Genomic DNA, 14967 nt, shown 5'->3' on the forward strand with positions numbered 1-14967 from the left:
CGGCTGGAGGGGATCAACGCGGCGCGCCCCGCGGGACGAAGCTGCCGCGGATGACAAGTTCGGGGACGACGCGCAGGCGCTGAAGCGGACGCTGCGGATCGTGCTGGCGCGCTTCGATCAGGCTGACCGCCGCGGCAGCGATCGCCTCCGGATCCTGCCAGAAGGTGGTCAGGTCGAAGGAAGCCCAGCCGGCCTCGGGCACGTTGTCGAAGCCGACCACGGCAACATCCTCGGGCACACGCAGGCCGGCCTCGTGGCGCAGCACGTCGAGAACGCCGAAGGCCATCGGGTCGTTGACGCAGAAGACCGCTTCCGGACGCCGCTGGCTCCGCAGAAGCGTGCGGGCGGCCTCCCGGCCTCCCTCGTAGACGGAATCGCAGCCGCGCGCGGTGATGACGGTCGCGCCAAGGCGCTCGGCCTCCTCCGTGAACGAGGCCTCGCGCTCGACGACGCTTGGCGTGCCGCTGCGCGACCCGACCATGCCGAGCACAGTCCGGCCGCTTTCGACTAACAGCCGCGCGATGCGCCGGGACGCCTCCGAGTTACCGGCGCGGACATGGTCGGCGTCGGGCTCGGAGCGGCCGATAACGACCAGGGGCTGGCCATTGCGCCGGGCAAGCTGGGCGAATTCGGTCGGCGGCGTGCCCGACAGGATGACGGTCGCCTCGGCACGGTGGCGCAGCAGCACCTTCTGCGCCGCAAGCAAGTCTTCGGGCGTTCGACCGGTGTTGATGAGCACCGGCACACTGCCGCGGGCGATCAAGGCCCGGGCAAGCGCTGCGACGAGGAAGGCACGGAAACCCTCCTCGGGGTTGGTCACCACCAGACCAACCAGGCGGCTCTGGTTGGCGAGCAGCCCGCGCGCCAGGTCATTGACCTCGTAACCGAGTTCCTCGGCCGCGCGCAGGACCTTGCGGCGGGTTTCTGCCGAAACGCTCGCGCCGGGGGTAAAGGTGCGCGACACGGCCGAACGGGAGACCCCTGCCCGCTCGGCAACCTGCAGGGCGCTGACAAATCCGGGCTTGGAATGCTTGGTCATGCTGTGCGGCGCCGGCGGTCCATCTGCATCTCAATGGCCGACACGGGCGAGCACGTCGGCTTTCAGGAATCGCTCGACCACAAGCATAAACCCGATGGAGGGTATGAGCAGCAACAGCGCGGTGATCGAGGCGACCTGATAGTTGCCGCCCGCACCGGCGGTGTAGAGCAGCAACGGCAGCAGATTGACGTCGGGCGCGCCGACGAAATAGCTCGCCGTGAACTCGTCGAGACTTTCCAGGAAGACGAAGATGGCACTGGCCATCAGTCCGGGCATGGCCAGCGGCAGCGTAATGTCGAAGAAGGCCCGGAACGGCCCGGCGCCCATGGAGCGGGCCGCCTGTTCGAGTTCGGCGTCGACTGCCGAGAAGGCGGCCGTCGCGATCCACACGGCATAGACCAGTCCGTGGGTGACATGCACCAGGACGACGCCGGGCACCGTTCCGTTGAGGCCCAGTTCGTAGAAGGCGCGGGCAACGTTGACGTAGACCGGCAGGTTTGGAAACGCCTGCGGAATCAGGAAGGCGAGCAGGATCAGCCCGCGCAGCGGCAGCCTGAGACGGGCGAGCGCATAGCCGGCCGGAATCGCCAATGCCAGGGCGACGCAGACGGTGAGCGCGGCGATGACGACCGAGTTGGTCAGCGAGTCCACCGCGTTGCCGCGCGGCGAGAACACCCGCTGCCAGGAACCGAAGCCGTATTCGAGCGGCAGGGTGTGGGGGAAGTACCACTTCTCTGCCACGGTCCAAAGCAGCAGGTTGGTCAGCGGACCGAAGATTGCAAACGCGAGCAGGCCGAGCAGGATGCCGCGCGGCAGCCACCAAAGCTTATCCGCAACATGCGGCGAAAGGCGCGGCAACGGCAGGACCTTGTCCATCAGGCGTGCTCCTTCAGGCTGTGGCGCAGGTAGAGCCAGGCGACGCAAGAAGTGATCGCCAGCGAGATGAGGCCGAGTGCGTTGGCGACGCCGTAGTCGCGATAGGCGTTGATGCGGAAGGCGATGTCGGCCGTGAGCATGGTCGGCGACTGGGCGCTGACCATCAGCGGTACGGAGAGCACCGACATCATGGTCACGAAGCTGAGCACCAGGGCGACCATCAGCGTCTTGCCGACCTGCGGAACCAGGATCTCGGCCAGGATGCGCAGGCGCGAGGCGCCGAGGTTACGCGCGGCCTCGAGCGTGCCCCGGTCGACCGACGCCATGGCGCCAGCCAGGAGCAGAGCGACGAAGGGCGTCTGCTTCCAGACGAAGGAAATGACGATGCCGCGCCAGTCGAGGAAGCTAACGGCATGCAGCGGGTCGAGCACGCCCGCGGCGGCCAGGGCGTTGTTCATCAGGCCGTTCTTGGCGAGGAAGGTCCGCATGATCTGGCCGACGACGATGAACGGCACGAACAGCGGCCAGCGGTAGAGCCAGCGCAGGATCGCGACTGCACGCGGGTTCTCGCCGAGGGTCAGATAGCCGGCAACGGCGATGGCGGCGAGGCCGATCAGGACGGTCGACAGGGAGACGATGAAGACCGTGTAGAGCGCGTCGCCCCAATAGAGTTCGAAGGCCTTGCCGAAATTTGCCAGCGAATGGCCCTGAGTGGTCTCGAAGGCGCCGACCACCGAAGCCATCAGCGGCAGGATGAACAGCATCACGATCACGGCAAGGGCCGGCAGGACGAGGGCAAGGGCAAACAGACGCTGGGTCATGACGGGCGACTGCACTGGCGGGAGACGGACGAGCCGGCCCCGTCCCGGATCGGGGCGGGGCCGGCGGCGTGGATGCGGCGACTCAGTTCACCGTGCGCTCATAGGCTTCCAGGATGGCGCTGTTGTAGGGCGCGACCGGGAACGGCTTGCCCTTGGTGGCCAGATCCTCCGGGGTGATCTCGACGAACAGCTTGTCCCAGGTCGCCGGGTCGAGTTCGGCCTGGACATGCGCGGCATCGATGCCCGGATACCAGTTGAACTTCTCGACGATGCCCTTGGCCTGGACCTTCGGGCTCGTTGCCAGAGCGACGAACGCCTCCGCCAGCTCCTTGTTGGGCGCCTTGGCGGGGATGACGTAGTGCATCGGCTGTCCGGGCATGCCGGGGGCCGGCAGTATCAGCTTCAGTTCCGGCGGCAGCTGGCCGTTCGCTTTCCAGCTGTAGAACATGTCGACCCAGACCGGACCCATGGCGATCTCGCCGCGGGCGAGCATGTCGAGCGTGCCGGCGTTGCCCGGAGTCAGCGTGGCGTTGGCGGTGAAGTCCTTCAGGCTGGCGAGGGCGGCGTCCCACTTCTTGGTCTCCGCTTCCTCGAACGGGCCGTTCATCAGCTTGTCGGCATCGCCGTCGCCAAAGGCGTAGATCCAGCCCATGACGAAGCTGACGCCGGACGCGCCGCCCTTGATGCCGTTGTAGCCGAACTGTTTGGGATTGGCGGCCGCCCAGGCACGCAGGTCCTCGTAGCTCCTGGGCGGGTTGGGGACGAGCGCCGGATTGTAGGCGATCGCCGTCTGCGAGTTGAACATCGGCATGACGTAGCCATCGACCTCGGTGCCGAGCGCCATCCTGGCGTTGGCGCGGGTGACCAGGGCGCCGGTCTCGATGCTGCCGCGATAGTTGGCGAGGTAGCCCTCCTTGACCATCGGGCCGGCGAACTTCTCGTGCACGACGGCGACGTCGGTGTCCCAGGTCTGGACGCCGGCCTTGGCCTGCGCCTCGAAGCGCTCGAGGATCTTCTGCGAGCCGGCATCGCCCGGGCCGGTGCCCACAGCCCGGACCTTAGTTCCCGGATGCAGTTCCTCGAACAGCGGGCCGAGATACTCGTTGACGTAGTCGACCATGTTCTGATCGCCGGCCGTGATGACCGTCAGCTCGGCTGCGGTCGCCGGCACCGAGGCCAGGGCGAGCGCGAATGCGGCAAAGGCAGTCTTTTTCATCATAGTCTCCAGGGGTTGGCCCGAGTTTCCGGACGCTGGGTCTGATCCTCGGTTGGAGCAGAGGGGTGTCAGTCTCCTGACGCTTTCGGACCGGCCTGCGTGGCCGGACCGAAATTCCGGGGCGACACGGCGGGACCGCCGGGCGCCGTATCGAACAGGAAGGCCGCGGGACCAGGCACGCGCACGCGCACAGGCGTTCCGGGCGCAAGGGCGATCGGCGCGTCGACCTGGACCTCGCCGTCCGCGACGCACACCGCATGACGCCAGTGTCCGCCCGGATAGCTGACGCTGGCGACCGTTCCGATCAGGTCGAGCGTGTCGTCGGCAGGTTCCGGGGCATCGGCGGCAGCAAGAAGTTGCGCCGCCTCGGCGCGAAACCGCGCCGCGACGGTTCCGCCGCCGATCCGGCGACCACCCAGCCGCATGCGCGCCGCACCGCAATGGGCGGCCGACTCGCAGATCCAGTCGTCGCCCTCGATCCGACCGGTCAGGCGGACCTCGTTCTCCGCGCCCATGAAGGCGGCGACGAAGGCCGTCGCAGGCCGATTGAAAATCTCCTGGGGAGCGCCCTGCTGCACGATCCGGCCACCGTCCAGAATGACGATGCGGTCGGCCATGACCATGGCCTCCTCGCGGTCATGGGTGACGTGCACGGCCGTGATCCCGAGGCGTTGTTGCAGCGCACGGATCTCGTGGCGCACGCTCAGGCGGATCCGGGCATCGAGATTCGACAGAGGCTCGTCGAGCAGCAGAATCTCCGGATTGACGGCAAGCGCTCGACCGAGGGCGACGCGCTGGCGCTGGCCGCCGGACAGGTTGTCCGGCTTGCGCTGCGACAGGCCGGACAATCCCAGCAGGTCTTCCATCTCGCGCACCCGGCGGACGACCTCGGTCCGCGGCAAGCCCTTGAGCTTCAAGCCATAGCCGATGTTGCGCTCAACGGTCATGTGCGGCCAGAGCGCATAGGACTGGAACACCAGGGCCATGCCGCGCTTGTCGGGCGCGGCGTGCGTGACGTCGCGCCCGGCCACGGCGACCATGCCGCAGGTCGGACGGACGAATCCGGCGATGGTGCGCAGCAGGGTCGTCTTGCCGCAGCCGGACGAGCCGAGGAGGGCGACGAACTCGCCCTTGTCGATCGCCAGATCGATCCCCTTTAGAACGCTGGTGCGGCCATAGCCGACGTCGATCCCGGTCAGGCTCAAAAACACTGGTCCGTCCATTCCACTCGTTTTTGCACAGCTGTGCAATGACCGGCGCAGATGTAGCGGCACCGTTTTACAGGGCGATGACAGACCGGGACCGAAGTCGGTCTTTTTGGTCGATCACAAAAACACGGGGAAAGGTCGCGCCCAGGCGGCCAGCAGAGATCGACCCCACGGCATGCAGGCGTCAGGCCTCAGGCAGGGCAAGGCAAGCTGCCGGCAGGCTGCGCCGGTCAGGTCACGCGAGGGGGAATGCTGGTCGGATCCCGGCTTGCCGGTCCAGCGTCAGGTCAGAGCCTGCACCGCCCGTTCGACCCCGCGCAATTCGGCGAGTCCGCGCAGACGGCCGATCGCCGGATAGCCGGGCGTCGAAGACTTGCGCAGGTCGTCGAGGATCTGGTGACCGTGGTCCGGACGCATCGGCAGCAGGCAGCCGCGTCGGCGTTCCAGCGCATGGATCGCCCGGATCACCGCGACCATGTCGACATCGCCATCGAGATGGGCCGCCTCATGGAAGCTCAATCCGTCGGCCTCCCGCTTCGTCGTCCGCAGATGCAGGAAGTGGATCCGGTCGCCGAACCGCTCGATCATGGCAACGATGTCGTTGTCGGCACGCACGCCGTAGGACCCCGTGCATAGGGTGAAGCCGTTGGCCGGACTGTCGACCATCGCCGCGATCGCTGCCATGTCGTCGATCGTCGAAACGATGCGCGGTAGGCCGAACAGGGACCGCGGCGGATCGTCGGGATGGATCGCGAGAAGCGCTCCCGCAGCCTCCGCCACCGGCACGACGATGGTCAGGAACGCTGCAAGGTTGCGGCGCAGGGCCTGCGCATCAAGGTCTTCATAGGCGGAAAGGCGCTGGCGGAAGCCCTCCAGTGAATAGCTTTCCTCCGAGCCCGGCAGCCCCGCGATGATGGTCTTCGTCAGCGCTTCGATGTCGGTCGGCGTCATCGCCTCGAATGCGACCCGCGCGGCGGCGACCGTCTCCGGCGAATGGTCGGCCCCGGCTCCGGCGCGGCCGAGGACAAACAGGTCGAAGGCCGCGTAGCGGACATGATCGAAGCGCAGGCACCGCGCGCCGTCCGCAAGCTCGTAGGCAAGCTCCGTCCGGGTCCAATCGATCACCGGCATGAAATTGTAGCAGACGCGGGTGATGCCGCAGGCGGCGAGGTTGCGCACCGTCTCCGCCCAGGCCCGAGCATGGCGTTCCCACCCCGGCGCGCCGGTCTTGATATCCTCGTGCACCGGGATGCTCTCGACCACCGACCAGGTCAGGCCGGCCGCTTCGATTTCGACCTTGCGCGCCGCGATGGCCTCCATCGGCCAGACGGTTCCGTTGGGGAGGTCGTGCAAGGCGGTGACGACCCCGGTCGCTCCGGCCTGTCGGATGTCGGCGAGCGAAACCGGATCGGCCGGCCCGAACCAGCGCCATGTCTGCTGCATGTCTTGTCCTGCCTCGTTGAGGAAATGCGTGTGGATCCGCTGGCGCTCAGCTTCCCACGGCGGCGACCGGACCGCTGTCGAACAGGTAGCCGTCGAAGGCCGGATCATCCACGTCGGAGAGTTCGAGCAGCGTCTGCCGCACGTTTTCCAGGTGCTGCCACATGGCCTGGCGGGCGGCCCGAGGATCTCGGCATTGCAGGGCGTTGAGGATGACCTTGTGATCGTCGAGCCATTTGCCGCGATAACCGGCATCGAAGATGCGGCTGTGCAGGCGGGCCCACATCGGGCTCTCCTCGCGCTTGCGCCACAGTTCGTCGGTCATGTCGACCAGCACGCTGTTCTGCGTCGCCTCGGCGATCAGGTGATGAAACAGTTCGTCGCCGGAATAGTCGTCCGACCCCTCCTCGATCGCCTTGCGCTCCATCTCCAGCGCCTCGCGCATACGCAGGATGTCGGACTTGGTGACCATGGTCGCAGCAAACGCCGCGATGCTGCTTTCCAGCAACTGGCGGGCCTGAAGCAGTTCGAACGGACCGATATCGCCGCGCGGTGCGGCAGTCTCGCCGGACGGCAAGCGGGAGACATAGATGCCCGAGCCCTTGCGCACGTCGACGTAACCTTCGATCTCGAGCATGATCACGGCCTCGCGCACGAGCGAGCGGCTGACGCCCATCTCCTCCGAGATCTGCCGTTCGGTCTTCAGCCTGTCGCCGACGCGGTAGCCGTGCTCGACCATATCCCGCTTGAGGGCTTCGGCAACCTCCTCGTAGCGGCGCTTGCCGCCTGCCTCGATCATGTCTGGGTCCCTCCGCCGCCTTCGCTGTCCCGCCGTTCGGCATAGTAGTTGGCCAGCACAGCGAAGGCGGTCTTTTTCGTTGCCTTGTCGGCGGCGATCAGCCCCTTTCGGTTGAAGCCGCCCTGAAACACGTTCTGGCGGCGCTCGACCCGGAAATCGTAGAGAATCCACGGCGACATGCCTTTGACATAGGATAACGGCCGCAGCGTTTCGATCTGGCGCTCGTAAACCTTGGTCATGTAGTCCTCGCTGAACAGGCCTCGGCGCGGCCCGCCGTCGCCGATCGCCCCGTCGGCGCCGGTTTCCGAGATCACCACCGGCTTGCCCGGATCCGAGTTGCGGCCGATCTCGGCCAGATCCTCGAAATTCTCCTCGTACCAGCCGTAATATTCGTTGATGCCGATGACGTCGATATGCTCGGCCAGCCGATCTTCGATCCGGTTGCGCGCGTGGTTGATGAGGCACGCCGCCGAGGTCAGCCGCGTCGGGTCGAGGCGCTTGGCCGTCTCCACCAGGCGGCGCATGAACGACAGCCGCGCGTCCGTATCCGGGTTCTCGTTGCCAACCGACCAGATGATGACGCTGGCGCGGTTGCGGTCGCGCTTTATCAGCTCGCACAGCTGGTTCTCTGCATCCCGGTAGGTGGCCGGGTTGTCAAAGGCGATTGCCCAGTAGACCGGGATCTCCTCCCACAGCAGAAAGCCAAGTTCGTCGGCGAGTTTCGCGGCCAGTTCGTGGTGAGGATAGTGCGCAAGGCGCAGATAGTTGCAGTTCAGGTCGCGCGCGTGGGCAAACCGCCGGCGAAGGTCCGCCTCGTCGGTCACCTTGCCGGCCTTGCGGTCGTCCTCATGAACAGAAATGCCGCGCAGGAACAGCGGTCGGCCGTTGAGGCGGATCTCGTCGCCGACCCGCTCTATCTGGCGGAAGCCGACCCGATCGGCAACGCGATCGCCGCCCGCCGTCAGTTCGACGTCATGGAGAACGGGCGTTTCCGGCGACCACAAGTCGGGCTGCGCGTCGATGACGATCTCGCCACGGCCGTCGGCATCGAGCGGCACGACAGCCTCGACGCCGAGAGCCGGCAGGCGCAGGACGGCGTCCCGGGCGTCGCCGTCGACCGCCACCTCGGCGCGGATACGGGCATAGCTGCCGTCCGGCACCAGGTGCACGAACAGGTCGCGGATCACCGTCGCCGGCGTCTCGAACAGCTCGACCTCGCGGTAGATGCCGCCGTAATTGAACCAGTCGGTGTTGCGCATCGGCACCCGGTCGAGGGTGCGGGTGTTGTTCACGACCAGCATCAGCCAGTTGCGGCCCGGCTCGAGGTGACCGGTCAGCTCCGCACAGAACGGCGTCGAACCGCCGTAGTGATTGCCGAGAAAGACGCCGTTGAGAAACACCTTGCAGTCGTACTGTGCGGCGCCGACGCGCAGGAAATAGCGCCGATCGGCAGCGATTTCCTCCATGTCGAGGGCACGGGTATACCAGGCGCTGCCTTCGAAGAAATACCATTTCTCCTTCAGCATCTGCCAGCACGACGGCACCGGCACGGTTTCGCCCTGATAGGGGTCGTAGTCCCACGGCTCGACCCGTTCCTCGGCCGGCTCGGGCCGCATCGCGAACCATTTCTGGCGCAGGCCCGTGTCGAGGAGGTCGACGCAGAAGTTCCACTCTCCGGCCAGGCTACGTGCGGGACGACCGCCGGTGAAGATCATGGTCGAATGGTTGAGGCTCTGCGTGTTGAAGGGGACGTCGTAGTCCTCGTCATGCAGGGCCTGGAGCGCATTCTCCGCGAGGGTCGAACGTTCGAGCAAGACGGATCTCCGGGGATCGGCTGCGGTCGGGTCGCGGTCCGGGGCGGAACATCCCGGACCGCGACACGGATTACTGGGCCAAAGCCTTGATCCGATTGATCAGATCGGCGACGCGCTCGGACTTGGCGGCAGCTTCCTCGTGCATCGGCAGAACTGCCTCGACGAAGGGCCCCTTCTCGACCTCAATGAACTTGACGCCGAGTTCCTTCTTGGCCAGTTCGATGCCTTCGGCGACCTGCTGGTTCCAGTTGTCGCGGTGGAAATCCATCGATTCGCGGGCGGCCTGCTTGAGCGCCTTCTGTTGGACTTCCGGCAGACCGTCCCAGGTCTGGGTCGAGATCATCACGACCGACGGGATCATGGTGTGCTCGTTGTTGGAATAGACTTTTGAGACCTCGCCATGGCGGGCGGTGGTCAGTGCCAGCGGGTTGTTTTCCGCCCCGTCCACGACGCCCTGCTGCAGCGCGCTGTAGAGCTCGCCCCAGGCGATCGGCGTCGGGTTGGCGCCCAGGAGCTCGACCATGCGGATCGCCGAAGGGCTTGGCTGGACACGGATTTTCATGCCCTTCAGATCCGCGGGGGAGTGGATTTCCTTGTTGGCGTAGAACGAGCGCGCACCTTCGACATAATAAGCGAGACCGAGGAAGCCCTTGTCGCGGGAGGCGTTGAGGATGTCGTCGCCGATCTCGCCGCTGAGCACCTGGTAGTAGTGATCGTCGTTGGCGAAGATGAACGGCAGGTTGAGGGCCGAATAGGACTCCTCGAAGGCCTCCAGTTCGCTGGCGTTGGAGCGGGCCATGTCGAGCGAGCCGTTCTGCATCAGCTCCATGGATTCGCGCTGGGAGCCGAGCTGCGCATTGGCGTAGACGCGGATCTTGAGGTCGCCGCCGGTCAGCTCCCTGACCCGATCCGCCATGAATTCCATGGACTTATGGAGCGGGTGATCCTCCGGATTGTTGTGGTTCAGCTTCAGCGTCTTGGCTTCGGCTGACGCCGCGAAGGCGAGCAGAGCAGCACCGGCGATGGCGGCAGCGCGAGTGGACATGCGCATTTCGAATACCTCCCTGGGATGATCGATCCGGCGGCCGGATCGTCTGGTTGCTGCCGCGTAGCGGCTGCGAAGCGCCGGAACGGCAGATTGGCCGATCAATTTCAGTCGGAACCAGGAGAAAGACTTGGCCAATCCCGCCAATATGTCAACCAGTTTTGAAAATTGGTTGACCAATTTGCGGAAATCGGCAATGTGAGGAAGCTGAACGCCTGCGACTTCCGTCCTACCCATGACCGGAGTCAGTCCGGAGTCCGTCCGGACTGCATCCGACCTTCCTGCCGGGGCGCTGCCGGACTGGTGCGGGGAAAGTGCTAGAAAGGGACGCGGGCCGGAGGCGGCGCGGGCAGACCCGACGCACCGCGGACGGAGACGTTTCCGGCTGCGGATGACACAATGACCGGCCCCGAACGCCGGCAGGCATAGCCGCAGGGAGGACCAGGCCATGCATGGACTGAAAGCCCGTATCGACCGGCTGCTGGGAGCGGTCATCGCCCTCGCCTTCGCGGTCCTGGTCGCCTGCGTCGTCTGGCAGGTGGTGTCGCGCTACATCCTCGGCACGCCGAGCACGGTGACGGACGAGATGGCGCGCTTCCTATTCATGTGGGTCGGCCTGATCGGCGCCGCCTACACCCTCGGCCAGCGCCGGCACCTGGCCATCGACGTGCTGCCGCTGATGGTCAGCGGCACGACCGCCCGGATGCTATCGGCGGCGACGCTGGTGCTGATCGCCGGCTTCGGCGCGGTGGTGATGGTCTACGGCGGCGGCCAGCTGGTGCTCAAGACGCTGGCGACCGGCCAAGTGTCGCCGGCCCTGCGCCTGCCGATGGGATACATCTACGGCGCCATCCCCTTCTCCGGCGCCATGATCCTCTACTACTGCCTGCACGACATCGCCCTCCTTGCCAGGGGCGAGGATCCGAACGCCGACCCCGACGCCCCGGCGCCGGCCGGCGCGAGACAGGACTGAGGAGCGCGACCATGGAACTGCAAAGCGCGCTCACGCTGTTCGGCGTCTTCGGCCTGCTGATGGTGATCGGCGTGCCGATCGCCTTCGCCATCGGCATTGCCGCCGTGCTGACCTTCATGCTGTTCATGACCTTCGACCAGTCGGTCTACATCACCGCGCAGCAGATGGCGTCGGGACTGGACAGCTTCACGCTGCTCGCCATCCCGTTCTTCATCCTGGCCGGCAACATCATGAACCGCGGCGGCATCGCGCTGCGCCTGATCGAGTTCGCCAAGGTGCTCGGCGGCCGCCTGCCCGGCTCGCTCGCCCACTGCAACGTGCTCGCCAACATGATGTTCGGCTCGATCTCGGGGTCGGCGGTCGCCTCCGCGGCCGCGGTCGGCGGCGTCATGGCGCCGATGCAGAAGAAGGAAGGCTACGACCCGGCCTATTCGGCCGCCGTCAACATCTCCTCCTGCCCGACCGGGCTGCTCATCCCGCCCTCGACCACCTTCATCGTCTATTCGCTGATCACCAACGGCACGTCGATCGCGGCCCTGTTCGTCGCCGGCTACATCCCCGGCCTTCTGATGGGCCTCGGCATCATGGCCATCGCGGGGGTCATCGCCAGGAAGCGCGGCTATCCGGTGTCGCCGCGGCCGTCGTGGCGCGAGGTCGTGCACAAGACCGCCGACGCGCTGCTGCCGCTCGGCCTGATCGTCGTCGTCATGGGCGGCATCATCGGCGGCGTGTTCACCGCGACCGAGGCCTCGGCGGTGGCGGTCGTCTACACGCTGTTCCTGGCGCTGGTGTGGTACCGCGAGATCGGTCTGAAGGACCTGCCGGCGATCATCCTGGAATCGGCGGTGACGACCTCGATCGTGCTGCTGATGATCGGCTGCTCCATCGCCATGTCCAAGGTCATGGCCTTCGCCGACATCCCCTACACCATCTCCGACGCGCTGCTGGCGGTCTCGGACAATCCGCTGGTGCTGTTCCTGGTGATCAACATCGCGCTGCTGGTCGTCGGCACCTTCATGGACATGACGCCGGCGCTGCTGATCTTCACGCCGATCTTCCTGCCCGTCGTGCAGGACCTCGGCATGGATCCGGTCCACTTCGGCGTGATGATGACCTTCAACCTCTCCATCGGCATCTGCACACCACCGGTCGGCTCGGCGCTGTTTGTCGGCTGCTCGGTGGCCAAGGTGTCGATCGGCAACGTGCTCAGGCCGCTGTTGCCCTTCTACGCGGTCCTGGTCGTGCTGCTCCTCGCCGTCACCTACATCCCGGCGCTCAGCCTGACGCTGCCGCGCCTCGTCCTCGGCTACTGACCGACCCGCAACGGGACACTGCGATGAAACCCCTGAAAAGCCTTCGCCTCGAACACCGCTTCGAGACCGGTCTCGACCTGCGTGTCGACGGCCGCCACCTGCTGACCCTGTTCGTCCTCGACGACGCCCTGATCCGGGTGCTGCTGCGCAAGGACGGTGCCTTCCGTCTCGACCGCACCTGGACGGTCGCGCCGCAGAGCGGCAGCGCGCCGACGGACGTGCCCTGGCAGGGGCGCAGCCGGCTCGATCTCGCCGGCTTTGCCTGCCCGCCCTTCGCCGTCGAGGAGACCGGCGACGGCCTGGTGCTGACCACCGCCTGCCTGCGCCTGACCGTCACAACGCCGCTGACGCTGACCTGGCAGGCGCGGCAGGAGGACGGCAGCTGGCGCGCCTTCGCGCAGGACCGTCCGACCGGCGCCTACATGCTCGGGGTCAAGGATCACGCGCATGCGCATTTCCTGCTGCGCCAGCCGGGCGAGCGCGTCTATGGCCTCGGCGAGAAGGCCGGCGAGCTGGAGCGCTCGGGCCGACGGTTCGAAATGCGCAACCTCGACGCCATGGGCTACGACGCGCGCAGCACCGACCCGCTCTACAAGCACATCCCGTTCACGGCAACGCGGACCGCGGACGCCGGCAGCTACGGGCTGTTCTACGACAACCTCGCCGGCTGCTGGTTCGACCTCGGCAACGAACTCGACAACTACCACAAACCCTACCGCGCCTACCGGGCGCAAGACGGCGATCTCGACTATTACATGAGCTGGGCGCCGTCGCTGCGCGACGTGGTCAGGAGCCATGTCCGGCTGACCGGCGGCACCGCCTTTCCGCCACTGTGGAGCCTCGGCTATTCCGGCTCGACCATGCACTACACGGACGCGCCCGACGCGCAGGCGCAGCTGGAGGGCTTCGTGCGCCTCGTCGCCGAGCACGACATTCCCTGCGACAGCTTCCAGCTGTCCTCCGGCTATTCGTCCATCGGCGCCAAGCGCTACGTGTTCACCTGGAACCGCGACAAGGTGCCGGACCCATCGGCCATGGCGCGGATCTTCGCCGAGGCCGGCATCCATCTGGCCGCCAACATCAAGCCCTGCCTGCTGCAGGACCATCCGATGTACGGCGAAGCGGCCGAGCGCGGCCTGTTCGTCCGCGATAGCGAGGAGGCGGCGCCGGCCCGCTCGCCGTTCTGGGACGATGAGGGGTCCAACCTCGACTTCACCAATCCGGACACGATCCGCTGGTGGCAGGACAACATCGCCGGCAAGCTGCTCGCGCACGGCATCGGCTCGACCTGGAACGACAACAACGAGTTCGAGGTCTGGGACGGCAGCGCGCGCTGCCACGGCTTCGGCGAGGAAACCGAGATCGGCCTGATCCGGCCGCTGATGCCGGTGCTGATGACGCGCGCCAGCCACGAGGCGCAGGTCGCGCACGCGCCGGACAGGCGCCCCTACCTGATCTCGCGCTCCGGCGCGCCGGGCCTGCAGCGCTACGCGCAGACCTGGTCGGGCGACAACCGCACTTCCTGGGAGACCCTACGCTACAACATCCGCATGGGCCTCGGCATGTCGCTGTCGGGCCTCTACAACATCGGCCACGACGTCGGCGGTTTCGCCGGGCCGCGACCCGATCCGGAACTGTTCGTGCGCTGGGTGCAGAACGGCATCTTTCATCCCCGCTTCACGATCCATTCCTGGAACGACGACGGCACGGTCAACGAGCCGTGGATGTATCCCGAGGCAACCCCGCTGGTGCGCGCGGCGATCACGCTGCGCTACCGGCTGCTGCCCTATCTCTACACGACGCTGTACCGGGCCGTGGCCGAGGCGGAGCCGATGCTGCGGCCGACCTTCCTCGACCACGAGCACGACCCGCGCTGCTTCGCCGAAACCGACGATTTTCTCATCGGCCGCGACCTGCTGGTCGCCAGCGTGGTCGAGCCGGGGGCGAGGGTGCGGCGCGTCTACCTGCCCGACAACGCCACCGGCTGGTGGGACTTCTGGACTGGGACCTGGCACGCCGGCGGGCAGGACATGACGGTGCCGGTGACGCTCGCCTCCATGCCGCTGTTCGTGCGCGCCGGGACGGTGTTGCCGCTGGCCGACGGACTGAGCCGCGCCGATGCGGCCCGCGACAGCCGACGCACGCTCGCCGTCTATCCCGCATCCGGCCGGGCCGAGGTCGACGCGCTCGAATACGCCGACGACGGCATCAGCGCCGACGCACTCGAAAGCCGCCACTGCCTGACCCGTTTCTCGCTTCGAAGCGATGCGGATGCGCTGGCGCTGGACTGGCGGCTGGAAGGCTGCTACCGACCTTGCTTTGACAGCGTCGTCGTGACGCTGCCCGCCGGCGAGCGCCGCCCGCTGACCGTCAACGGCCGGCCGGCGGCTTCCGGCGCAACCGTTGCGTACCGACCCGCCTGA

12 protein-coding genes are annotated in these 14967 nt (G+C 66.7%); 3 read left to right on the plus strand and 9 right to left on the minus strand.

Features of this window, described 5'->3' with window-relative positions; genetic code table 11:
* Window positions 1–13: 13 nt before the first annotated feature.
* The 9 genes from SL003B_RS16100 to SL003B_RS16140 form a co-directional block, all read right to left on the minus strand.
* Window positions 14–1039 carry a LacI family DNA-binding transcriptional regulator gene (locus SL003B_RS16100; protein WP_013653922.1) on the minus strand — a complete coding sequence of 342 codons (1026 nt, stop codon included), beginning with the start codon at window positions 1037–1039 and terminating at the stop codon, window positions 14–16.
* A gap of 30 nt (window positions 1040–1069) precedes the next feature.
* Window positions 1070–1915 (minus strand): ABC transporter permease, encoded by an 846-nt coding sequence (locus SL003B_RS16105; protein ID WP_013653923.1) that lies wholly within the window; start codon window positions 1913–1915, stop codon window positions 1070–1072.
* Entirely contained in the window at window positions 1915–2736 is an 822-nt protein-coding gene (locus SL003B_RS16110) for an ABC transporter permease (protein WP_013653924.1), read from the minus strand. The genes SL003B_RS16105 and SL003B_RS16110 overlap by 1 nt, the downstream gene beginning before the upstream one ends.
* A gap of 82 nt (window positions 2737–2818) precedes the next feature.
* On the minus strand, window positions 2819–3955 hold the full coding sequence (locus SL003B_RS16115; RefSeq protein ID WP_206771937.1) for an ABC transporter substrate-binding protein: 1137 nt from the start codon (window positions 3953–3955) through the stop codon (window positions 2819–2821).
* A 65-nt stretch (window positions 3956–4020) separates the two neighbouring features.
* On the minus strand, window positions 4021–5175 hold the full coding sequence (locus SL003B_RS16120; protein ID WP_041375591.1) for an ABC transporter ATP-binding protein: 1155 nt from the start codon (window positions 5173–5175) through the stop codon (window positions 4021–4023).
* Between the two features lie 267 nt (window positions 5176–5442).
* Window positions 5443–6603 carry a mannonate dehydratase gene (gene uxuA / locus SL003B_RS16125; RefSeq protein ID WP_013653927.1) on the minus strand — a complete coding sequence of 387 codons (1161 nt, stop codon included), beginning with the start codon at window positions 6601–6603 and terminating at the stop codon, window positions 5443–5445.
* Window positions 6604–6649: 46 nt separating this feature from the next.
* Window positions 6650–7399 (minus strand): FCD domain-containing protein, encoded by a 750-nt coding sequence (locus SL003B_RS16130; protein ID WP_013653928.1) that lies wholly within the window; start codon window positions 7397–7399, stop codon window positions 6650–6652.
* Window positions 7396–9213 carry a glycoside hydrolase family 2 protein gene (locus tag SL003B_RS16135; RefSeq protein WP_013653929.1) on the minus strand — a complete coding sequence of 606 codons (1818 nt, stop codon included), beginning with the start codon at window positions 9211–9213 and terminating at the stop codon, window positions 7396–7398. Before SL003B_RS16135 ends, SL003B_RS16130 begins: the two co-directional genes overlap by 4 nt.
* Before the next feature lie 70 nt (window positions 9214–9283).
* Window positions 9284–10264, minus strand: a complete 981-nt coding sequence (locus tag SL003B_RS16140) for a TRAP transporter substrate-binding protein (RefSeq protein ID WP_242390260.1) — start codon at window positions 10262–10264, stop codon at window positions 9284–9286.
* A gap of 442 nt (window positions 10265–10706) precedes the next feature.
* On the opposite strand from SL003B_RS16140, the gene SL003B_RS16145 reads away from it, so the two are divergent.
* Genes SL003B_RS16145 through SL003B_RS16155 form a run of 3 tightly spaced genes read left to right on the plus strand, consistent with a single transcriptional unit; the run spans window position 10707 to window position 14967 of the window.
* Window positions 10707–11231 carry a TRAP transporter small permease gene (locus SL003B_RS16145; protein ID WP_013653931.1) on the plus strand — a complete coding sequence of 175 codons (525 nt, stop codon included), beginning with the start codon at window positions 10707–10709 and terminating at the stop codon, window positions 11229–11231.
* An 11-nt stretch (window positions 11232–11242) separates the two neighbouring features.
* A complete protein-coding gene (locus SL003B_RS16150) occupies window positions 11243–12544 on the plus strand; it encodes a TRAP transporter large permease (protein WP_013653932.1) in 1302 nt (433 codons plus the stop codon).
* Between the two features lie 23 nt (window positions 12545–12567).
* Window positions 12568–14967, plus strand: coding sequence for a glycoside hydrolase family 31 protein (locus SL003B_RS16155; RefSeq protein WP_013653933.1), 2400 nt, complete (start codon window positions 12568–12570; stop codon window positions 14965–14967).

The sequence above is a fragment of the Polymorphum gilvum SL003B-26A1 genome (genome assembly GCF_000192745.1).
GTDB classification, from domain to species: domain Bacteria; phylum Pseudomonadota; class Alphaproteobacteria; order Rhizobiales; family Stappiaceae; genus Polymorphum; species Polymorphum gilvum.